Annotated in this window: 19 protein-coding genes; 3 read left to right on the plus strand and 16 right to left on the minus strand. The window is 70.8% G+C overall.

The window, feature by feature from the left end; all coding sequences use genetic code 11:
- The 12 genes from AAG801_RS20855 to AAG801_RS20910 form a co-directional block, all read right to left on the minus strand.
- The coding region (locus AAG801_RS20855) for a methyltransferase domain-containing protein (RefSeq protein WP_341890085.1) at positions 1–418 on the minus strand (418 nt) is incomplete at its 3' end.
- Positions 415–1,632, minus strand: coding sequence for a glycosyltransferase family 4 protein (locus tag AAG801_RS20860; RefSeq protein WP_341890086.1), 1,218 nt, complete (start codon positions 1,630–1,632; stop codon positions 415–417). The genes AAG801_RS20860 and AAG801_RS20855, both read right to left, overlap by 4 nt.
- Positions 1,629–2,735, minus strand: a complete 1,107-nt coding sequence (locus AAG801_RS20865) for a glycosyltransferase (RefSeq protein WP_341890087.1) — start codon at positions 2,733–2,735, stop codon at positions 1,629–1,631. Before AAG801_RS20865 ends, AAG801_RS20860 begins: the two co-directional genes overlap by 4 nt.
- On the minus strand, positions 2,732–4,702 hold the full coding sequence (gene asnB / locus AAG801_RS20870; RefSeq protein ID WP_341890088.1) for an asparagine synthase (glutamine-hydrolyzing): 1,971 nt from the start codon (positions 4,700–4,702) through the stop codon (positions 2,732–2,734). The genes AAG801_RS20865 and asnB overlap by 4 nt, the downstream gene beginning before the upstream one ends.
- A gap of 1 nt (position 4,703) precedes the next feature.
- Entirely contained in the window at positions 4,704–6,137 is a 1,434-nt protein-coding gene (locus AAG801_RS20875; protein WP_341890089.1) for an oligosaccharide flippase family protein, read from the minus strand.
- Positions 6,134–7,411, minus strand: coding sequence for a hypothetical protein (locus AAG801_RS20880; RefSeq protein ID WP_341890090.1), 1,278 nt, complete (start codon positions 7,409–7,411; stop codon positions 6,134–6,136). Before AAG801_RS20880 ends, AAG801_RS20875 begins: the two co-directional genes overlap by 4 nt.
- On the minus strand, positions 7,408–8,049 hold the full coding sequence (locus AAG801_RS20885; protein WP_341890091.1) for an acyltransferase: 642 nt from the start codon (positions 8,047–8,049) through the stop codon (positions 7,408–7,410). Before AAG801_RS20885 ends, AAG801_RS20880 begins: the two co-directional genes overlap by 4 nt.
- On the minus strand, positions 8,039–9,166 hold the full coding sequence (locus tag AAG801_RS20890) for a DegT/DnrJ/EryC1/StrS family aminotransferase (RefSeq protein WP_341890092.1): 1,128 nt from the start codon (positions 9,164–9,166) through the stop codon (positions 8,039–8,041). Before AAG801_RS20890 ends, AAG801_RS20885 begins: the two co-directional genes overlap by 11 nt.
- A gap of 12 nt (positions 9,167–9,178) precedes the next feature.
- A complete protein-coding gene (locus tag AAG801_RS20895; RefSeq protein WP_341890093.1) occupies positions 9,179–10,168 on the minus strand; it encodes an NAD-dependent epimerase/dehydratase family protein in 990 nt (329 codons plus the stop codon).
- Positions 10,169–10,187: 19 nt separating this feature from the next.
- Positions 10,188–11,297 carry a DegT/DnrJ/EryC1/StrS family aminotransferase gene (locus tag AAG801_RS20900; protein ID WP_341890109.1) on the minus strand — a complete coding sequence of 370 codons (1,110 nt, stop codon included), beginning with the start codon at positions 11,295–11,297 and terminating at the stop codon, positions 10,188–10,190.
- Between the two features lie 13 nt (positions 11,298–11,310).
- Complete coding sequence (locus tag AAG801_RS20905; protein ID WP_341890094.1) at positions 11,311–11,892, minus strand: acyltransferase; 582 nt, start codon at positions 11,890–11,892, stop codon at positions 11,311–11,313.
- 11 nt (positions 11,893–11,903) lie between these two features.
- Positions 11,904–12,965 carry a Gfo/Idh/MocA family oxidoreductase gene (locus AAG801_RS20910; protein ID WP_341890095.1) on the minus strand — a complete coding sequence of 354 codons (1,062 nt, stop codon included), beginning with the start codon at positions 12,963–12,965 and terminating at the stop codon, positions 11,904–11,906.
- A 122-nt stretch (positions 12,966–13,087) separates the two neighbouring features.
- On the opposite strand from AAG801_RS20910, the gene lysS reads away from it, so the two are divergent.
- Positions 13,088–14,608, plus strand: coding sequence for a lysine--tRNA ligase (gene lysS, locus AAG801_RS20915; protein ID WP_341890096.1), 1,521 nt, complete (start codon positions 13,088–13,090; stop codon positions 14,606–14,608).
- Between the two features lies 1 nt (position 14,609).
- On the plus strand, positions 14,610–15,164 hold the full coding sequence (locus tag AAG801_RS20920; RefSeq protein ID WP_341890097.1) for a pyridoxamine 5'-phosphate oxidase family protein: 555 nt from the start codon (positions 14,610–14,612) through the stop codon (positions 15,162–15,164).
- Between the two features lie 31 nt (positions 15,165–15,195).
- On the opposite strand, the gene AAG801_RS20925 is transcribed toward AAG801_RS20920, so the two are convergent.
- The 3 genes from AAG801_RS20925 to AAG801_RS20935 are packed head-to-tail and all read right to left on the minus strand — an operon-like array spanning position 15,196 to position 18,810.
- Positions 15,196–15,567 (minus strand): hypothetical protein, encoded by a 372-nt coding sequence (locus AAG801_RS20925; RefSeq protein ID WP_341890098.1) that lies wholly within the window; start codon positions 15,565–15,567, stop codon positions 15,196–15,198.
- Between the two features lie 16 nt (positions 15,568–15,583).
- Complete coding sequence (locus AAG801_RS20930; protein ID WP_341890099.1) at positions 15,584–18,259, minus strand: serine/threonine-protein kinase; 2,676 nt, start codon at positions 18,257–18,259, stop codon at positions 15,584–15,586.
- On the minus strand, positions 18,259–18,810 hold the full coding sequence (locus tag AAG801_RS20935; RefSeq protein WP_341890100.1) for an ECF-type sigma factor: 552 nt from the start codon (positions 18,808–18,810) through the stop codon (positions 18,259–18,261). The genes AAG801_RS20930 and AAG801_RS20935 overlap by 1 nt, the downstream gene beginning before the upstream one ends.
- A gap of 167 nt (positions 18,811–18,977) precedes the next feature.
- Between AAG801_RS20935 and AAG801_RS20940 the strand changes: the two genes are divergently transcribed.
- Positions 18,978–19,457, plus strand: a complete 480-nt coding sequence (locus tag AAG801_RS20940) for a hypothetical protein (RefSeq protein WP_341890101.1) — start codon at positions 18,978–18,980, stop codon at positions 19,455–19,457.
- Here the strand turns inward: AAG801_RS20940 and AAG801_RS20945 are convergent.
- Positions 19,454–20,242, minus strand: a complete 789-nt coding sequence (locus tag AAG801_RS20945) for an enoyl-CoA hydratase (RefSeq protein ID WP_341890102.1) — start codon at positions 20,240–20,242, stop codon at positions 19,454–19,456. The genes AAG801_RS20940 and AAG801_RS20945 overlap by 4 nt on opposite strands.
- Between the last annotated feature and the right edge of the window lie 50 nt (positions 20,243–20,292).

The following is a 20,292-nucleotide window of genomic DNA, read 5'->3' on the forward strand; positions in this document are numbered from 1 at the left end:
GCTGCTGGAAGTGGTCGTCGAGCAGCGAGCTGAAGACGGTGGAGACGAAGACGACATCCTGCGAGCCCTCCGGCAGCGCGAGCGCGCAGGCGTCGCCGCCGTGCAGCACGAGCGAGGTGGGCAGCATGGCGCGCGCCTGCGCCAGGCGCTCGGGCAGCAGCTCGGCGCCCTGCAGGTGTTCCGGTTTCAGCCCGAGGCGCAGCAGTTCGAGCAGGTTGCCGCCGCTGCCGCAGCCGACCTCGATCAGGCGCAGTGCGGCGAGATCGTCGACGTCGTGGCGCAGCAGCAGCCGGCGCAGCGCGCGCTGGCGCTCCTGCACCGTGGCCAGCACGTCGGCGCGCAGCAGGCTGTAGCGCGGGTCGGCCGCGCCGCGCCTGGCATATCGTGCGACGACGGCTTCGGTCTCGTCCGGATTCACGCCACCGCCTCCAGGAACCGGCGCGCCAGCACCGGATAGGTGTGATGCGCCAGCACGAACTGGCGGCCGCGCTCACCCATGCTGCGGCGCGCGCCGGGCGACAGTGCCGCGAGCTGGCGCAGGCCCTGCACCACCGCGTCGGGCGACTCGGGTGCCACGGTCAGCCCGCAGCCCGCCTCGGCCACCGGGTCGTTGCCAGCCTCGACCGAGTGCAGCACCGGCACGCCGGCCATCATGTAGTCCATCAGCTTGTTCGGCGCGATGCCGAAGCGGTACAGCGGCTGGCGCTTCCAGCCGATGTAGGCGATGTCGGCCTGGGCCAGCAGCGTCGGGATCTGCGACTTCGCGATGGGCGCGAACATCGCGACGTTCTCCAGGCCCTCGTCGGCCGCTCGCCCGGCCAGTCGCAGCTTCTCGTGGCCGTCGCCCACGAGCACGAAGGCGAAGGGCTCGTCGCGCAGGCGCGCGGCGGCGTCGAGCAGCACGTCCAGCGCGTTGGGCTCGCCGTGCGAGCCGGCGTAGACCACCAACTGGCGGGCAGCGCGTTGCTGCTGGGCGATGTGAATGGCCAGATCGGCGGCCAGCGGCTCGCCAGGCACCGCCCATTCGGCGGGGTCGATGCCGTTGGGCACGATGTGCAGCTTGTGCAGGTCCAGGCCGTGCGCGGCGAGGTGGTCGGCCACCTTGGGCAGCATCGAGATCACGCGGTCGGCGTCGCGACAGGCATCGTCCTCCGCCTTCTGGCACAGCAGCGCGAACGGGTGGCGCGGCGACATGCCGGACAGCTCGATCGGCGAGGCCGGCCAGAGGTCGTGGATCTCGTGCACCAGCCGCGCGTGGGCCAGCCGCGCGATGCGCCGCGCCACCCAGAAATCCATCGGGTAGGTGCTGGAGGCGATCACCAGGTCGGGATGGAAGTGGTTGGCCCAATGGTGGGCTTGCCTCCACAACGGCTTCAGGAATGCCCAGATGTTGAGCACGCGGCCGACGCCGTTGCCTTGATAGCGGGGCGTCTCGATCCAGCGATAGGCGATGCCGTCGATGGTCTCGTCGCCGGCGTGTTCCGGCTGATGGCTGCGCACGTGCGAGAACGTGGCGGCGACGATCTGCACCTGGTGGCCGAGTTTCACCCACTCGCGGGCGAGGTAGTACGGGCGGTACTCCATGCCGTGGCGGGGGGAGCCGGCGTAGTGGTTGATGAGCAGGATGTTCATCCCAGCAGGTCCCCGTACAACGACAGCAGCACCGCCTCCGCACTGCTCCAGCGATAGTTCGCCTGCACCGCCGTCCGCCCCGCTTCGCCCATGGCGCGAACCGTCTGCGGCGCATCGACGATCTCGCGGATCGCCGTGGCGATCGCGTGCACGTCGGTCGGATCGACGCAGCGGCCGCAGCCGTGGCGCTCGACGATGTTCTTCCACAGCGGGAAGTCGGAGGCGATCACCGGCAGGCCGGCGGACATGTACTCGAACATCTTGATCGGCAGCGCATCGAGGTAGCTCGGCATCGGCAGCAGCGTGACCAGGCCGGCGCTGGCGCGCGCCATCACGCGGCGAACCTCGTCGCGGCCGACGTGGCCGAGATGATCCACCTGCGCCCAGCCGGGTTCGGCGGCGAGCGCAGCCTCGAGCACGGCGTCCTCGATGCGGCCGGCCAGCAGCAGCCGCACGCCGGGCAGCTTCGCGATCGCTCGCACCATCTCGAAGGCGCCACGCGTGCGCGTGATGCCGCCGACGTAGCAGACCGCCCGCTCGCGCGGCTGCGGCGCGGCTGGCGGCGCCAGCTCTTCGGGGAAGGGATAGTTGGCCACCACCACGCTGCGGCGCGCCACGGCCGCGAAGCGCTGCGCGATGTGCGGCGTGGCCGCCACCACGGCGGCGAGGCGGCGCACACGCGCGTTCTCATAGAGCTCGAAGCTGCGCGACACGGTGCCACGCATCCACGGCCGGATCCACTGCTTGGTGAGGATCTGCCGCGGCACGTCCTCGTGGGCGTCGTAGAGAGCCGGGATGCCTTCGCGCTGCATCGCCGCGGCCAGCGGCAGCAGTTCGGGGTCGTGAACATGCACCAGCGCCGGTGCGAGCTGCCGCACCGCGGCGAGCGCACGCGCCGGCTGCACGCGCATGCGCGCCAGCCGGCCGGCGGGGCGCTCGCCGATGTCGACGATGCGCACGCCGTCGACGGTCGCGCTGCCCAGACCGTCGCCGACCACCTGCACGACCTCGTAACCCGCCTTGGCGAGCGAGACACATTCCTTGCGGAAGATGCGGATGTCATCGCGCGGGTGCACGGTGGTCACGTGAACGATGCGCTTCATGCCGCGTTCTCCCGCAGCATGCCGTGGCCGAGTGCACGACCCGGCCGGTTCGCTTCTTCGAAGAACAGGCGGTGCCACACAGCCAGATTGAGCGCGCGAAGGCGCACGGCCAAGGGCGCGCCGGCGAGCGAGATGCCGTGGCGTGCCGCCAGGTCGTGCACGAAGGCGCTGCCGCCGAGCTGCTGCGCCAGCCAGCCGGCCAGCGGCCCGCCGAACCACTCCTGCTCGGGAATCGGCCAGCCCTGCTTGTCACGCCGCCAGACGATCTCGGCCGGCAGCGTGTTGGCCATCGCGGCACGCGCCAGCCACTTGGTCCAGCCGCCGTGCAGCTTGCAGGCCGGCGGCACGCTGCACAGAAACTCGACCAGGCGCCAGTCCATGAAGGGCATGCGCGACTCGACCGACCAGGCCATCGCCGTCTTGTCGGCATAGAGCAGCAGGTTGCGCAGGTTGCCGAGGAAGTCGCCGCGCAGCGCCTCGGCCAGCGTCAGCGAGGGGTCGGAGCCCATGCCCAGCCGCTTTACCAGCGCCGCCAGCGCGCCGGGCCCGGCCAGGCGGCGCAACGCACCGCCGGCCAGGCCGATGCCCACGTGAGAACCGAAACCCTGCATGCCGGCGAGCATCGCATGCGCTTCGCTGATGGCCGAGCCGAGCGGCGCGTGCACCAGGCGGTTGCGGACATAGCGGCCGTAGCCGGCGAGCTGCTCGTCGGCGCCCTGCCCGTCCAGCGTCACCACCACGCCGCGCTGCGCGACGAGGCGGAAGGTGTGCCAGCTGGCCATCAGCGTATTGGCCGGCGGTGTGTCCAGGGCCCACAGCATGCGTTCGTGTGCGACCGGAACGCCGGCGGCGCGCGGCTCGATGCGGTTGGAGCGCACGTCGAGCTGCGTGGCCACACGCTCGATGAATTCGCTTTCGTCGTGGGCCTTCAGCGCCGGGTCGGTGTAGACGCTGGAGAACACCTCCTGCTTCTCGCTCGTGCCGCGTGCACGCAGCTCGGCGTTGACCAACGCGGCAATGCTCGAGCTGTCGAGACCACCGGACAGCGCCGTGCCCAGCCGCACGTCGGCGCGCAGGCGCAGGCGGACGGCATCGGCCAGAAGTTCCGCGTAGCGCTGCTGCAGGCGCGTCGCCTCACGCTCATCGAAGGGCACCTGCTCGGCATCGGGCGAACTCTCCGGCCAGCGCCAGAACGCCCGCGGCACGAGGCGGCGCGGTTCGTCCAGCGACAGCTCGGCCCAGTGGCCGGCGGGAAAGCGCGTGATGCCGACGAACTCGGTGCCCTCGCGCCAGGCCTGCGGGCCGCGCCGCAGGAACTCGGCGCAGGCCGCTTCGTCGGCGATGGCACGCACGCGCGGATGCACCAGCAGCGCCTTGATCTCGGAGGCGAGCAGCAGCGCGCCGTCATCGCCGCGCCAGAGGTACAGCGGCTTGACGCCGAAGCGGTCACGCGCGACGAACAGCGTGCGCCGCTCGCTGTCCAGCACCACCAGCGCCCACATGCCGTTGCAGCGCGCCAGCGCGTCGGGGCCCCATTGCTCGAGCGCGGCGAGCAGCACCTCGGTGTCGCTGTGCGTCACGAAGCGGTGGCCCAGCGCCTCCAGCTCGGCACGCAGTTCGGGGTGGTTGTAGACCTCGCCGTTGTAGACCGTCCAGCGCGGGCCGCGCCGCATCGGCTGGTGGCCCCAGGGCGACAGGTCGACGATGGACAGGCGCCGGTGCGCGAGCCATAGCGTGGCCTCGCGCCCGGGCTGTTCGCCGACGAGGCCCTGTGGCTGCCACGGCGTAGCGGCTTGCATCACCGGCGCCGGCGTGTCGGCGCCGCCGAGCACGGTGACCTGCGTGCCATCCCAGGCGAGAAAGCCTTCGTCGTCGGGGCCGCGGTGGCGCAGCGTGCGCGCCATCGCCTCGATGGTCGCCGCGCGCGTCGGCGCGCCGGGCGTGAAGGCGAGCACGATGCCGCACATGTCAGCTCGCCCTCGCGAAGAGGCCGCGCAGCGACTGCGCGCGCAGCAGCCCGAGCGGGAACATCGACAACGCAATCACCGCCAGCAGTGCGAGCTTGGCCACCCAGGCCACCGGGCCGGCGCCGAGTGCCGCGTCGAGCGCCGGCACCGCCAGCGCGACGAGCGTGAACAGCGCCGTCGCCGCCGCCAGCGCAGCGCCGCGCAGCGGCATCGGATAGAGCTTCTGGCTCGCGACGAGCCAGGCGCCGAAGAACAGCGCCGCCGCCGCCAGCGTGGCCAGCGCAGCGCCGGCCGGCCCGGCGATCGGGATCAGCATCCAGTTCAGTGCCGCACCGAGCAGCGCGCTGCACAGCGTGATCAGCAGCTGCCAGCTCGTCTTCTTCGCGATCGCGATGCCCGGCGCGAAGATGTACATCTGCGCCAGCAGCGCGGCCGGCGCGAGCCACATCAGCAGCGGCGCGGCGCTCGCATAGTCGGCGGTCGCGAAGGTGGCGATCAGCTCGCGGCCGAACAGGCCGATGGCCAGGCAGGCCACCAGCGCCACCGCGACGAAGCCCTCGAACAATCGAGCCAGGCGCGCCGGCGTCTCCGGCTCGTGGTGGTGCGCGTAGATCAAGGGCGTCAGCGCGCCCTGGATGCCCACCAGCACCAGCGTGACCATGCCGGCCAGGCGGCTGGCGATGCCGAACTGGCCGACGTCGTCCAGTGTCGCCAGCGCGTTGAGCATCAGCCGGTTGATGTAGAAGCTCGCGAACACCGCGATGCCCGCAGGCACCAGCGGCAGCGAGAAGCGCAGCATCTCGGCGAGGTCGGCGCGGTGCAGGACCAACGACAGCTTGCCGCGCAGCCACCACAGGCTGAGCCCCGTGCACAGCGCGGCGGCGGCGAACTGTGCCCACAGCACGCCTTCCAGCCCGGCGCCGAGACCGAGCGCGAAGGCGGTGACCAGCGCCATCGTCAGCAGCGCGTAGAGCACGCTGACCGCCGCATAGGCGCGCGGGCGCAGCTCCCAGCGGAACTGGTTCTGCAGCAGCAGGAACAGGCCGTTGATCGCGATGAAGGCCAGGCCCGCGCGCAGCGCGCCGCTGAAGCGAGCGTCGCCGAGCAGGGCGTGCGCGATCGGCTCGGCCAGCGGCAGCGTGACCGCGGCGAACAGCGCGTAGCCGGCCAGCGTGAAGCTCCACGCCGTGCCGGCGAGGCGCCGCCGCGCCTGCCCCGCCTCGCGTTCGTTCCAGAAGCGCGCCAGCGCTTGTGCGGTCTCCAGCGGCACGACCAGGTTGATGAGCACGCCGCAGGTGACGATCAGGTCCAGCGCGCCGTAGTCGGCCGGCGCCAGCACGCGGGTGTACAGCGGCAGCATCAGCAGCGCGATGCCGCGCGCGAGGATAGCGCCCGCAGCGTAGATGGCGCCGTCGCGCCACAGCGCGCCGATCATGCGGCCGCTCCCTTCGCGAAGGCGATGAAGGCCTCGCGCAGCGCGGGCTTGTCGTCGAGCTGCAGCGCGCCGGCGCCGAAGCGGTCGATCAGTGATCGCACACGGTCGCGGGCCGCGTCCTCGGCGAGGCCGCAGCCATGCAGGTGCGTGACCTGTGCGGGCTCGCGCCACCAGACCGGCGGGATGTCATCGCGCAACAGGCACAGCAGCCGCGCACCCACCGCAGCGGGCGACCAGTGCCCGGCGACGAAGGCATGGGCCTGCGCGCCCAGCCGCTCGCGCTCGGCCCGGTCGGCGGCGAGCGCCTCGAGCGCAGTCTCCAGCGAATCCGGATGCACGAATCGCGTCGGTGGCATCGGCAGACCGCTCGCATCGGCCGCCACGCGGCCGGCGTTGTAGCCGCCGATCAGCACGGCGCGGCCGACACTCGCGGCCTCGGTCGCGAAGGCAGCCATCGGCGTGTCGCTGTAGAGCTGGTCGATCGCCAGGTCGCAGTCGCGCAGCGCCTGCATCACCTCGGCGTTCGGCCGCCCTTCGATGGTCACCAGTTCGATCGCCACACCCTTGGCGCGAAGCGCCTCGACCACCGCCCGGATGCGCGCCGTGCCCTTGAGCACCGGGTGCGAGGGGCTGTGCAGCGCGCGCAGCGTGGTGCCGTTCGGTGCCGGCGCCGCCGCCTGCGCAGCACGCGGGATGCCGAGCGCGAACCAGTCGACGAAGCGCCTGCGGTGGAAGTGCGCCGTGGCCAGCGCGTTGACGCACAGGCTCGCCTGCCGTTCCAGCCGCGTGACCTTGCGCTGCTGCCGCGCGGCCGCGAGGCGCACGGCGTCGAGGTCGAACGGCCGGTCGGCCGGGAACCAGCCGCCGTCGATGTAGGGCGGCCGCGCGTCGGAGCCGACGAACACCACCACCGTGCGTTTGCCCAGCCAGCGCAGCAGGTTCAGCTCGAGGCCGGTGTTGGTGATCGTCTCGCCGTAGAGGAACACGAAGGCGTCGTAGCGGCGCACGGCCCAGGCCAGCACCGCCCAGCCGATCAGTTGCTGCAGGCCGAAAGCGAAACCCTTGGCGACAGGTCGCGAGGCCGGCAGCGCGGCACGCCGCGTTCCCCAGTGGGCCCACCAGCGCACGATGCGCGCCGGCACGGCCTGCGCGCTGTAGGCGAAGCGGTGCGCGTAGGCGCAGACCAGGTCGGCGCTGGCGCCGTTGGCACGCAGACCTTCGACGAACCCGGCGCCGATACCCGCCACCTCGAGCGGGCCGACGAACACCCTCATGGGGCCGCGGCGGGTGCGGAAGAGGCCCGCTGCGCCTGCAGTTCCGCCTGCAGCCCGGCGATGAAGACCTCGTCGACCTGCGCCACCGGCTCGGCCGGCGCACCGGCCACTACCGCGCCGGGCGCCACGTCGCGCGTGACCACCGACATCGGCAGCACCACGGCGCCTTCGCCGATCGTCACGCCGGGGTTGATGACCGCGTGGCCGACGATGTAGCAGCCGCTGCCGATCACCGTCGGCCGGCGGATCACCTGCGCGCCGCCGGGGCGGTTCTCGCGCAGCAGGTTGGCCAGGATGCTGGTGTGCGTCCAGACGTAGACGCCGACGCCGATGGTCGCGTGGTCGCCGATCGTCAGGCCGCCGGAGGCGTCGATGTAGGCGTTCTCGCCGATCCAGACATGTTCGCCGCAGACCAGCTTCTCGGGCATCAGCAGCTTGGTGTTCTCTCGCACGCGGCAGCTCGCCGGCAGGCCATAGAGCTGCGCACGCTCGTCGTCGGCCAGCAGTTGCGAGAGGAAGCGCAGCGCGATGTCGCGGCGCAGGCCGCGGTTGCGCTCGCTGTCGATGCGCACGCCCAGCACCTCGTGCATCAGCGCCTCGATGCGCGGCTCGATGCCCTTCAGGAAGTCATCGAGCATGGGCCGGCTCCAGCACCGCAGCCAGCGCGGCGGCCACCTGCGCAACCTCGGCGGCCCCGTACTGCTCGCAGAACGGCAGCGCGAGGCCCTGGCGGAACAGCCGGTGTGCGTTCGGCGAGCCGCCGGCCGGCGCATGCGCGGCGAACGGCGGCTGCGCCGAGACACACTGCGCGCCGAGATTGGCCTCGATGCCGCGCTCGGCGAGCGCACGGATGATCGCGGCGCGGTCGACGCCATCGGCGAGCAGGACCATGAAGGTCTGCCAGCTGTGGCCGGCGTGGTCGGCCGGCAGGCTCAGGTGGCCAGCGCGTTCCAGCGGAGTCAGCGCCTCGCGGTAGCGCCGTGCCAATTCACGCCGCGCCTCGATCCAGCCCGCCAGATGCGGCAACTGCGTGCGGCCGATGGCTGCCTGGAAGTCGGTCAGCCGGTAGTTGAAGCCAGCCTCGTGGAAGGCCATGCCGGCCGGGCCGCGCTCCATGCCGTGGCTGCGCAGGCGGCGCAGGCGCTGGGCCAGTGCGTCGTCGTTCGTCGTCAGGATGCCGCCCTCGCCGGTGGTCAGCGTCTTGCGCGGGTGCAGCGAGAAGCAGCCGATGTCACCCCGCGTGCCGGTGAAGGCGCCGGCCTCGCGGGCGCCGATCGCGCAGGCAGCGTCCTCGATCATCTTCAGTCCGTGGCGCTGCGCGATCGAACGCACCGCGGCCATGTCCACCGGGTGGCCGAACTCGTGCACCGGCATGACCGCGCGCAGCCGCTGCGGGCCGCGCCAGGCCTGGATCGCCGCCTCCAGCGCCGCGGGCGTCAAGCAGTAGCTGCGCGGATCGACATCGACCAGCACCGGCGTCGCGCCGGCCAGCAGCACCACGTTGGCCGTGGCCGGGAAGGTGAAGTCGGGCACCAGCACCGCATCGCCCGCGCCGATGTCCAGCGCCACCAGCGCGAGATGCAGAGCCGCCGTGCCGGACGACACCAGCACCGCATGCTTCACGCCCAGCCACTGCTGCAGCTCGGCCTCGAAGTTGTTGCCCTGCACGCCGTGCACCAGCATGCCGCTGCGTAGCACGTCGGCGGCCGCGGCGATTGCGGTCTCGTCGAGATGGGGCAGCGACAGGCGCAGCATGGCTTGGCGAGGTCAGCTCTTGAAGATCGCCGCCAGTGGCGGAAGCTTCGACTCGTTCGCGGCGATCCACTCGACCGTGCGGCGCAGGCCCTCGTCGAGGTCGACCTTCGCCGCGAACCCGATCAGGTCGCGCGCCTTGTCGACGTTGGGGATGCGCAGTTCGATGTCGGCCGACAGCGCCGGGCGGAACTGGATGCGCGAACTCGCGCCGACGACGCGGCAGATCGCCTCGGCCAGGCCATAGACCGTGACCACCGCGCGTGCATTGCCGATGTTGAAGGACTCGCCGATCGCCTTCGGGTGCTCGAGCGCGCACATCACGCCCTCGACCATGTCGTCGACGAAACACCAGGCGCGGATCTGCGTGCCGTCGCCGAACACCAGCAGGTCTTCGTTCTTCAGCGCCTTGCGGATGAAGATCGACAGCGCGCCTTCGCCGGTCTGGCCCGGGCCGTAGACGTTGAAGGGCCGCACCGTCACCGTCGGCAGGCCGTACTGCTTGTGGTACGCATGGGCCAGGTGCTCGCCGGCCAGCTTGCTGACCGCGTAGGTCCAGCGCGCTTCGCCGACCGCACCGGTGACGGTGGAGGCATCTTCCCCGACCTTGAAGGCCTGCGAGCCGAACACCTCCGAGGTGCTGAACTCGAGGAAACGCTCGACGCCGCCGAGCCGCTGCGCCGCCTCGAGTGCGTTGGCGGTGCCGATCATGTTGACGCGCATCGTCGTCACCGGGTTGCGCACCGTGCTCTCGATGCCGGCGATCGCCGCGGCGTGCACGACGATCTGCGCGCCCTTCATGCTGGCCTTGAGGTGCTCGTAGTCGAGCACGTCGCCGCGGATGCGCGTCAGATTCCTGTGCGTCGCCCAGGGCGTGCCGGAGAGCGTGTCGCGAGTGTCGTTGTCGTAGACGACGATGCGGTTGTGGTCCGCCAGACGGGCGATCAACGTGCTGGCAATGAAGCCGGCGCCGCCGGTGATGAAGATGGTCTTGCCCTGGATCATGGGGGTCCTTGGAATCGGGTCAGGCGGGCAGCGGTTGGCGCACGGCGGCCTTCAGCGCGGCGACCACGGTGTCCTGCTGCGCTTCCGTCAGGTCGGCGCTCATCGGCAGGCTCATCACGCGCGCCGCGGCCTTGACGCTCTCGCCGCAGCAGTCGGGGCAGCAATGCTGCGCATAGGCGGGCTGGTGGTGCAGCGGCTTGGGGTAGTGCACGGCAGTGGGGATGCCCTGCGCCTGCAGCGCAGCCTGTACGGCGGCGCGATCCGCGACGAACACGGTGTACTGCGCCCAGACGCAGTCGCGATCGGGCCGCACGGTCAACAACTCGATGCCGGAGCCCTTCAGCAACTCGCCATAGCGCGCTCCGAGCTCATGGCGGCGCTGCAGCTCCCACTCGAAGCGCTCGAGCTTGGCCAGCACGATGGCGCATTGCAGCGTGTCCATGCGGCCGCCGACGCCCACACGGGTGTGCGTGTAGCGCGCGCTCTGGCCATGCACGCGGATCTCGCGGCAGGCCTGGGCAAGCGCGTCGTCGTCGGTGAAGATCGCGCCGCCGTCGCCGTAGCAGCCCAGCGGCTTGCTCGGGAAGAAGCTGGTGCAGCCGAAGGTCGACAGCGCACCGCTGCGCCGGCCTTTGTAGGTAGCGCCGAAACTCTGCGCTGCGTCCTCGATGACGGGGATGTGGCCGTGGCGCGCGGCGATGGCGTTGATCTCGTCCATGTCGGCCACCTGGCCGTACAGGCTGACCGGCATGATCGCCTTCGTGCGCGGCGTGATCGCCGCCTCGATGCCGCGCGTGTCGATGTTGCAGGTGTCGGGTTCGATGTCGACGAACACCGGCTTGCCGCCGAGCAGCACGATGGTCTCGGCAGTGGCCGCGAAGGTGAAGGGCGTGGTGATGACCTCGTCGCCGGGCTTCAGGTCGAGTGCCATCAGCGCGATCAGCAGCGCCTCGGTGCCGCTGGCGACGGTGATGCAGTGCTTCGCGCCCGCTAAGGCGGCGAGCTGGCCTTCGAGCTCCTTCACCTCCGGCCCCATGATGTACTGGCCGTGGTCGAGCACCGCCTGCATGCGCACGGCGATGCGGTCCTTCAGCGCCGCGTATTGCGTCTTCAGGTCGATGAAGTCGATCTTGTTGCTCATCTCATTCCTTCGCCAGCGCGCAGACGCCCGCATGCAGCAGATAGCGTTCACCCGTCGCCGGGCAGGCGGCTTCGCCGTCGCCGTGCAGCGGCAGCGCGAGGCGCTCGCCGTGCCGGCTCATCCAGCCGATCTGCCGCGCCGGCACGCCGACCATCAGCGCGAAATCGGGCACGTCGCGGTTGATCACCGCACCGGCGCCGACAAAGGCGTAGCGCCCGATCGTCGTGCCGCAGACGATGGTGCTGTTGGCGCCCAGCGTGGCGCCCTGTCGGACCAGCGTGCGGCGGTACTCCGCCTTGCGACTGACTGCGGCGCGCGGGTTGTAGACGTTGGTGAAGACCATGCTCGGGCCGCAGAACACGTCGTCCTCGAGCGTGACGGCGTCGTAGACCGAGACGTTGTTCTGGATGCGCACGTTGTCGCCGATGCTCACGTCGTTGCCGACGAAGACGTTCTGGCCGAAGGCGCAGCGCGCGCCGATGCGCGCCCCGCCGCTGATGTGCACGAAGTGCCAGACGCGGCAGTCGTCGCCGAGCACGGCACCTTCGTCGACGATGGCGCTGGGGTGGATGGTCGTAGGCATCGACCCTTAACTCAATACGCCAAGGGCAGGTTGACCCGCTTGCCGTCGCGCGAGGACATGTACATCGCGATCAGCAGCTCCAGCGACTTCAGGCCCTCGCGGCCGTCGGTCTCGGGCTGGGCCTCGCCGCGCAGCGTGTTGATCACGTTGTCGTAGTACAGCGGGTGGCCGAAGCCGTAGACCGAGGTGGTCTGGTAGCTGGCGTCGTCGATGTGGGCGTCCATCTCGTGCGGCGTGTCGAACTCCCAGTGCTTGATCTGATTCACGGCCACGCCGCCGATACGCACCGAACCGCGCTCGCCGAGGATGGTGATCGAACCCTCCAGGTTCTTCGGGTAGGTCAGCATGGTCACGTTGATCGTGCCCATCGCGCCGTTGCGCCACTTCAGCGCCGCCACGCCGGTGTCTTCCACCTCGATGTTGCGCGCGAGGGTCCCGGTGTAGGCCATCACGCTCTCCACCGGGCCGGCGATCCAGTCGAGCAGGTCGACGTAGTGGCTGGCCTGGTTCATGAATGCGCCGCCGTCGAACTCCCAGGTGCCGCGCCAGTCGGCACTGTCGTAGTAGCTCTGCGGTCGCGTCCAGAAGACGTTGACGTTGACCATGTAGATGCGGCCGAAGCGCCCGCTGTCGACCGCCTGCTTGAGCAGCTGCAGCGTGCGGTTGCGGCGGTTCTGCTTGACGACGAACAGGCGCACGCCGGCTTCGTCGCAGGCGCGCACCATCGCCAGGCCGTCGCTCCAGCGCGTGGCCATCGGCTTCTCGGTCATCACGTCGCGGCCGGAACGGGCCACCTCGATCGCCTGCGCCGGGTGCAGGCCGCTGGGCGTGGTCAGGATCACGCAGTCGGCGTTGGTCGCTTCCAGCATCGGCGCCAGGTCGCGGTGGCCACGCGCGCCGGTGCGCTGCACGGCGGCCGCCAGGGCCTGCGGGTCGGGGTCGCAGACGTCGACCAGCTCGCAGCGCTCGGCATGGACCTTGACCGCCTCGAAGTGGTTGGCCGCGATGCGGCCGCAGCCGACGAGGGCAAAGCGGATCTTTCGATCGGTGATGGCGGGGCGTCGGACGTGCATCGCGAGGTGCGCGGCCCGGGCTGTGGGCGCCAGGGAGGGCGCGGCGGGCCGACGATAGGGAAGAGGCGGGATTTTACGGGATGGCGCACCGCCTAAAATCGTCGGCTGACCGAAAGCCTCCCATGACCGAAGAACGACAAAGCGCCCCCGCCTCCGACGAGAACCAGCTGATCGCCGAGCGCCGCGAGAAGCTCGCCGCGATCCGCGCCCAGGCCAAGGCCAGCGGCGCCGCCGCTTTCCCGAACGATTTCAAGCCGAAGCACCAGGCGCTGGCGCTCTCGCGCCAGTACGGCGACCTGACCAACGAGGCGCTCGAACCGCAAGGTGTCAAGGTGGCGCTGGGCGGCCGCATGATGCTCAAGCGCATCATGGGCAAGGCCAGCTTCGCGACGCTGCAGGACGCTTCCGGGCGCATCCAGCTGTTCGTCACCCGCGACGCGCTGGGCGAAGACGTCTACGCCGCCTTCAAGCACTGGGACCTGGGCGACATCCTCGGCGCCGAAGGCACGCTGTTCAAGACCAAGACCGGCGAGCTGTCGGTGCGCGTGACCACGCTGCGCCTGCTGACCAAGAGCCTGCGCCCGCTGCCGGACAAGTTCCACGGCATGACCGACCAGGAGCAGAAGTACCGCCAGCGCTACGTCGACCTGATGACCGACGACGAGGCGCGGCTGCGCTTCACGGCGCGCAGCAAGGCGGTGTCGTCGATCCGCGGCTTCATGGTCGAGCACGGCTTCCTCGAGGTCGAGACGCCGATGCTGCACCCGATCCCGGGCGGCGCGAACGCCAAGCCCTTCGTGACGCACCACAATGCGCTCGACCAGCAGATGTTCCTGCGCATCGCGCCCGAGCTCTACCTGAAGCGGCTGATCGTCGGCGGCTTCGAGCGCGTGTTCGAGATCAACCGCAACTTCCGCAACGAAGGCATCAGCGTCCGGCACAACCCGGAGTTCACGATGATGGAGTTCTACGCGGCCTACTGGAACCATCACGACCTGATGGACTTCACCGAGCAGGTGCTGCGCCACGCGGCGCGCCAGGCCACCGGCTCGGCCAGCCTGAGCTATGCGGGCAAGCCGGTCGCGCTGGACCAGCCGTTCGCACGCCTGACGGTGAAGGACTCGCTGGTGGTCCATGCCGGCCTGAGCCAGGACGAAGCGGGCGATGCCAAGGCGCTGCACGAGAAGCTGAAGTCGCTCGGCGAGGAACCGCCGGCGCACTGGACGCTTGCCGAGCTGCAGTTCGGCCTGTTCGAGGCCGCGGTGGAAGAGAAGCTCTGGGACCCGACCTTCATCATCGACTACCCGGTGGAGGTGAGCCCGCTGGCGCGTGCGTCGGACAGCAACCCAGCGATCACCGAACGCTTCGAGCTCTTCATCACCGGCCGCGAGTACGCCAACGGCTTTTCCGAGCTGAACGACGCCGAGGACCAGGCGGCGCGCTTCCAGGCGCAGGTGGCCAACAAGGAAGCCGGTGACGAGGAGGCGATGTACTACGACGCCGACTTCATCCGCGCGCTCGAGTACGGCATGCCGCCCACCGGCGGCTGCGGCATCGGCATCGACCGGCTGATCATGCTGCTGACCGACAGCCCGAGCATCCGCGACGTGATCCTGTTCCCGTCGCTGAGGAAGGAAAGCTGACGTGAACGACCGCCTCGACTCGCTCGCCGCGATCGAAGAGGCGGTCTGGCACGAGCTGGGCCAGTGCATCGCCGACAAGGCGCACCCCTGGCGAACGCCGGTGCTGGCCACGATCGACGGCCAGCGCGCCGATGCACGCACCGTGGTGCTGCGCGAGGTCGATGCGCGCCAGAAGCACTTGCTGATCTACACCGACGAGCGCGCCGGCAAGGTCCACCAGTTGCTCAACCACCCGCACGGCACGCTGGTGATGTGGTCGCCGGCGCTGTCCTGGCAGCTGCGCTGCCGGGTGCGGCTGTCGCTGGAGATGTCCGGCCTGGCCGCCTCGTCGCGCTGGGCGCGCATCCGCCTGTCGCCGGCGGCGCAGGATTACCTCTCGCCTTTGCCTCCCGGCACGCCGCTGCAGCCCGTGCCGCCGTCCCACCCGCCGGTCGCACGCGACTACTTCGCGGTGATCGAGGCCACCATGGAGTCGCTCGACTGGCTTGAACTGCACCGCGACGGCCACCGCCGCGCGATCTTCGACGGCCAGGGGGCGCGCTGGGTGCAGCCCTGAGTGCCTGAGCCCAGGCCAACGGGCGCGACGGTCAGGTCTCGTTGCGGATGGACGGATCGACGCTTCGCACCTCGCCCGTCGTCACATGCTTGACGTACACGGTGTAGTGGAAGTACCCCGGGCTGGTGTTGCAGTCGAAGAGCAGCGCGAGCTTGCGGTTCACCGTCCATGAGGGGAAGGGGAACTGGCTGCCGCCATCCTCGACGACAACGGCGCGCTGCGACGGGAAGATCCAGTCGTTCGCGTCGAGCTGGTAGGCGATCAGCACATCGCTGCCGACCACGTCCAGCAGTTCGGGAACACAGACCGGCGTGCCGTCCGCGGTGACGCTGACCCGAACGTTCAGGACATTCAGGGCGGTCGGGGCTTCCAGTTCGATGGTGTCTGGGTGGCTGGCGGTCATGATGTGCCTTTCGGTGTCATTGCCCCGTCGCCGCCGCGTGCGCCAGTTCCTCGCGCAGGATCTGCAGGTCCGGGTGCCGGTAAGGGATGGAAGCCAGCATTTCGGCGGTCTTCGCGGCTTCTTGAGCGGCTCCGCGGCGCCAGGCCAGCCGTGCCGACAACAGCAGCGCAGTCAGGTCCTCTCTCTGCACGCCAGGGTTCAGGCGGCGCGCAGCCGCCTCCCAGGCCGGCACGGCGACGTCGGTGCGGTCCACGCGTCGATACGCATCACCCAGCACCAGGCCGGCCGCAGCCACCGTGCGCGCCTGTTCGGCGTCCAGCGACTGTCCCGCAGACTCGTGTCGCCCGACCTCGGCAAGCCAGGCCTGCAACTCGCCGGCCGCCCCGGGTGCATCGCGGCGCGTCTGCAGCATCAGCACCCGGCCCTGCAGGATCAGCCACCAGCGCACCTTGCGCTGCGGGGCCGCCAGCAGTTGCGAGGTCAGGCGCCGGAGCTGGACCAGGGTCGCGTCGCCGGCCGGCGTGCCGAACTGCAACTCGGCCTCGCTGGCGAGCGTCGAACACAGCTGCGCCAGCCAGTCCTTGTTGTCCGGGTCGAGCTGGACCAGCGTCTCGAACAGGCGGCGCGAGGTGCGGACGCTGTCGAGCGCGGCGCCGCTGTTGCCCTGCGCCAGCGCCAGGCGACCGATGTCGTAGTGCGCGATGCCGGCCAGGTACTGGGCTTCGCGGTCGCGTGCCGCATCGGGCACGCGCTCCAGGGTTTCCAGCTTGCTGCGCTGCGCCGCCAGCGCCGCGCCCAGGTCGCGGCGGGCCTCGTGGGCCTTGCTGGCCCAGCCCAGCGAATTGGCCAGCTCCATGGCCACTGCCGGGCGGGCCGGCACCACGGCCTGCCATGCCTGAAGTGTCTCCCCGAAAGCGCTCAGCGCCTGGTCGGCGCGGCCGGCCTCCAGGTGCATCACCCCCAGGTTCTGGCTGGCATGGGCCGCCTCGATGCGCCACTCCAGGTTCTCCGGCGCCTGGCGCGCGAGCTGCAGCGCCAAGCCGTGATAACGCTGGAAGGCGGCTTCGGCCGCCTCGCGCAGACCGCGTCGGCGCGCGATGAAACCCACCCAGTACTCGCTCTGCGCATGGTTGTACAGGTGCTCGGGGTCACCCGGGTGGCGGGCCAGCAGTTCCCCCGTGCTGGCCGCGGCCTCGGCGAATCGCTGGGCCGCTTCGTCGAGGCGACCGGCCTGCTCCGCGATCTGCGCCACCAGGTGCAGGGCACGCGCACGCCGGCCCAGCGAAGCCGCGTCCAGCGAGCCCGGCGCCTGTGCGGCGTAGTAGGCCAGGGCGCGGTCGCCGACGGCGTCCAGTGCATCGAGCCGGCCCACGGGCTTCAGCTTGGCCGGCAGGTCGCCGAGCATGAACTCGATCAGGCCCTCGGCCTGCGCCTGCTGCTGCCGTGCCTGGCGCGCCTGCAGCACGGCCACCGCGGCACTGGCGGCCAGCGCCAGCACCGCCAGGCTGCCTGCGCCGACGGCCACGCGATGGCGGCGCAGGAACTTCCGGCTGCGGTAGGCCCAGCTGTCGGGCCGGGCGCTGATCGGTTCGTGTGCGAGGTGGCGCCGCAGATCGTCGGCCAGCGCCGCGGCGTTGGCATAACGCTCGGCGGGGGACTTCTTCAGCGCGCGCGCGACGATGGTGTCGAGCTCACCGCCCAGCTCACGCGCACGGCGCTGCGCGTCGGGGCCGCCGGCCTCGCGCAGCGCCTGCGACATCAGCGGCGCCTCGGTGGCGGCCAGCGCGCGCCACTGCGACAGCGTGCCGCCCTCGGGCTCCACGCCATGCGGCAGCCGGCCGCTGAGCAGGCGGAACAGCAGCACGCCGAGCGCGTAGACATCGGTGGCGGTGGTGACCTCGCCGCCCTCGAGCTGCTCGGGTGCCGCGTACTGCGGCGTGAACGCATTGCCGGCCTGCTGCGTGAGGTCTGCGGCCGTGCCGGCATCCAGCAGCTTGGCAATGCCGAAGTCCAGCAGCTTCACCTCGCCGGCGGCGGTGACGAGCACGTTCGAAGGCTTCAGGTCGCGGTGCAGGATCAGCCGCGTGTGCGCATGCGCCACCGCCTCCGCCACCTGCAGGAAGAGCTGCAGGCGTGCCGCCACCGTCAGCGCCTGCGAGGTGCAGTAGCGGTCGATGGGCTCGCCCTCGACGTACTCGAGCACCAGGTAGGGCTGGCCGCCCCCCGGCCCGCCCGGCACATGGCCGGCGTCGAGCAGCCGGGCGATGTGCGGGTGGGCCAGCCGCGCCATGATCTGGCCCTCGCGCGCGAAGCGCTCGGCGCCGCCGGCAGCGAACATGCCCGAGGCCAGGAACTTGATCGCCACCTCGCCCTCGTAGCGGCCGTCGGTGCGCCGCGCCAGCCAGACGCTGCCCATGCCGCCGCGCCCGAGCTCGCGCACCAGCGTGTAGGCGCCGATGGTCACGCCGGCCAGGTCGGACGGCGGCTCCATCGCCGGAGCCTGCAGGAAGCCGCTGCCGTCCAGCGCATCGAGCTCGGCCAGCCAGGCCTGCACCTCCGCGGCGAGCGCCGGGTCGTCGTCATGCATCGCGGCCAGGCGCTGCTGGCGGGCCGCTGCGGGCAGATCGAGCAGTTCGTCGAGCAGCGGCGACAGCTCGCGCCAGCGTGCGCGGTCCGGCGTGCCGGTGGCCATCAGCGCAGCGCGACCGACAGGAACAGGCGCGCCTTCTGCCAGTCGCGCTGCACGGTGCGTTCGGTCACGCCCAGGTTCGCGGCGATCTCGGCTTCGCTGAGGCCGCCGAAGTAGCGCAGCTCCACCACCTGGGCCAGGCGCGGCTCCATCGCCGCCAGCTCGTCCAGCGCCTCGTGCACGCGCAGCACCTCGTCGTCGTGCGCGGCCAAGCTGCCGATCGCGCCGGTGTCCAGGGTCACCCGCTCGGCGTCGCCACCGCGGCGTTCGGTTCGACGTGCACGCACCGCATCGATGACGATGGTCCGCATCACCTTGGCGGCGTATGCCATGAAGTGATGGCGATCAGGGAACGCGGCCGCCCCGCCCTGCAGGCGCAAGTAAGACTCGTGCACCAGCACCGTGGTGTCGAGCAGCGTCAGCTCGGCGCCGTCGCGGCGCAAGCGGCTGCGAGCCAGGCGCCGCAGGTCGTCGTACAGCAGGGCAAAGGCACGCTCGGCGGCGAGGCGGTCGCCGCTCACCGCGGCATGCAGCAGCGTCGTGATCTCTGACATGGATTGGGCAAGGGACTGCTCGAAATGTAAACGGCAATGTCGGGATTCATCGCCAGGACGCGTTTCAGTGAGCAAGGGGATCGAGCGCGGTGTCCGATGCGGAAGCCGTCGCATCGGCGAGCGCGAGACCCCGCCCGCTTCAGTCACTTCCAGCCCGTGTCCTCAGCATGCCGTACACCATGGTTCTGCCTGCCACCGAGCTTTCCGGTCCGCCGTGCGATCCGCCCGTCGGCGCCGTGCCGGCATCGCACAGCATCGTCGAGCTCGATTCCGCTGAACAGTTCGTCCGCCTGTTCGAGCGCCACGCCTCGCGGTCGCGGCGCGTCAGCGATGCACTGTCGGCGCTGCGGCTGGAGGTGCAGGTCGACGGCCCGCCCGCGGGGGAGCTTCAGGGTGCGCTGCTGGCCGAATGCGCCGAGCGGCTGTGCGCCCAGGTGCGCGCTTGCGACCAGGTGGTTCGCTGGGAGCCCACGCAGTTCGGCGTGCTGGTCCCCGGCTGCACGGCACTCCGGGCCTCGGCTGTGCTGTTCCGCCTGGCCCGGGCCGCGAGCGGCGACTATCGCCTCGACGGACGGCTGCTGCACCTGCGCGTCACCGGCCAGGTGCTGGTGCCGCGCACAGATGGTGCCGGGCCCGGCGGCGCCTAGCGCTGCTTGAACGCCGGCTTGCGCTTCTCGACGAAGGCCGACATGCCTTCCTTCTGGTCCTCGGTGGCGAAGAGGGAGTGGAACAGGCGCCGCTCGAACATCACGCCGTCGGACAGCGTGCCCTCGTAGGCCCGGTTGACGCACTCCTTGGCCATCATGATGCTCGGCCCGCTGAATTCGCAGATGGTCTGCGCCGCGGCCAGTGCCACGTCCATCAGCTCGGCGGCCGGCACCACGCGCGAGACGAGGCCGGCGCGCTCGGCCTCGGCGGCGTCCATCATGCGGCTGGTCAGCACCATGTCCATCGCCTTGGCCTTGGAGATGGCGCGCGGCAGGCGCTGCGTGCCGCCGGCGCCGGGGATGATGCCGAGCTTGATCTCGGGCTGGCCGAACTTGGCCGTGTCGGCGGCGATGATGAAGTCGCACATCATCGCCAGCTCGCAGCCGCCGCCGAGCGCAAAGCCGGCCACCGCGGCGACCACCGGCTTGCGCACCGAGCGGATGGTCTCCCAGTTGCGCGTGATGTAGTCGGTCTTGTAGACGTCCATGTAGGACCAGGTGGCCATCGCACCGATGTCGGCGCCGGCGGCGAAGGCCTTCTCGCTGCCGGTGATCACGATGCAGCCGATGGCCTCGTCGGCATCGAAGGCCTGCAGCGCCGCGCCGAGCTCGTTCATCAGCGTGTCGTTCAGGGCATTGAGCTGCTTGGGGCGGTTCAGCGTGATCAGGCCGGTGCGGCGCTCGCCGCTGCCGCGGGTGTCGACGAGGATGGTTTCGTAGGTCATGGGGTCTCCTGTGTCGCGAAACTATACGGCGCGGGCCGAGCGCCGGGCCG

It is taken from the genome of Variovorax sp. YR752, assembly GCF_943372545.1.

What these genes read in the sequence shown, in the direction of transcription:
- AAG801_RS20860 (WP_341890086.1), bottom strand. Translation starts at nt 1,632, where the DNA reads ATGAACATCCTGCTCATCAACCACTACGCCGGCTCCCCCCGCCACGGC.
- AAG801_RS20865 (WP_341890087.1), bottom strand. Translation starts at nt 2,735, where the DNA reads ATGAAGCGCATCGTTCACGTGACCACCGTGCACCCGCGCGATGACATC.
- asnB (WP_341890088.1), bottom strand. Translation starts at nt 4,702, where the DNA reads ATGTGCGGCATCGTGCTCGCCTTCACGCCCGGCGCGCCGACGCGCGCG.
- AAG801_RS20875 (WP_341890089.1), bottom strand. Translation starts at nt 6,137, where the DNA reads ATGATCGGCGCGCTGTGGCGCGACGGCGCCATCTACGCTGCGGGCGCT.
- AAG801_RS20880 (WP_341890090.1), bottom strand. Translation starts at nt 7,411, where the DNA reads ATGAGGGTGTTCGTCGGCCCGCTCGAGGTGGCGGGTATCGGCGCCGGG.
- AAG801_RS20885 (WP_341890091.1), bottom strand. Translation starts at nt 8,049, where the DNA reads ATGCTCGATGACTTCCTGAAGGGCATCGAGCCGCGCATCGAGGCGCTG.
- AAG801_RS20890 (WP_341890092.1), bottom strand. Translation starts at nt 9,166, where the DNA reads ATGCTGCGCCTGTCGCTGCCCCATCTCGACGAGACCGCAATCGCCGCG.
- AAG801_RS20895 (WP_341890093.1), bottom strand. Translation starts at nt 10,168, where the DNA reads ATGATCCAGGGCAAGACCATCTTCATCACCGGCGGCGCCGGCTTCATT.
- AAG801_RS20905 (WP_341890094.1), bottom strand. Translation starts at nt 11,892, where the DNA reads ATGCCTACGACCATCCACCCCAGCGCCATCGTCGACGAAGGTGCCGTG.
- AAG801_RS20910 (WP_341890095.1), bottom strand. Translation starts at nt 12,965, where the DNA reads ATGCACGTCCGACGCCCCGCCATCACCGATCGAAAGATCCGCTTTGCC.
- lysS (WP_341890096.1), top strand. Translation starts at nt 13,088, where the DNA reads ATGACCGAAGAACGACAAAGCGCCCCCGCCTCCGACGAGAACCAGCTG.
- AAG801_RS20925 (WP_341890098.1), bottom strand. Translation starts at nt 15,567, where the DNA reads ATGACCGCCAGCCACCCAGACACCATCGAACTGGAAGCCCCGACCGCC.
- AAG801_RS20930 (WP_341890099.1), bottom strand. Translation starts at nt 18,259, where the DNA reads ATGGCCACCGGCACGCCGGACCGCGCACGCTGGCGCGAGCTGTCGCCG.
- AAG801_RS20935 (WP_341890100.1), bottom strand. Translation starts at nt 18,810, where the DNA reads ATGTCAGAGATCACGACGCTGCTGCATGCCGCGGTGAGCGGCGACCGC.
- AAG801_RS20940 (WP_341890101.1), top strand. Translation starts at nt 18,978, where the DNA reads ATGCCGTACACCATGGTTCTGCCTGCCACCGAGCTTTCCGGTCCGCCG.
- AAG801_RS20945 (WP_341890102.1), bottom strand. Translation starts at nt 20,242, where the DNA reads ATGACCTACGAAACCATCCTCGTCGACACCCGCGGCAGCGGCGAGCGC.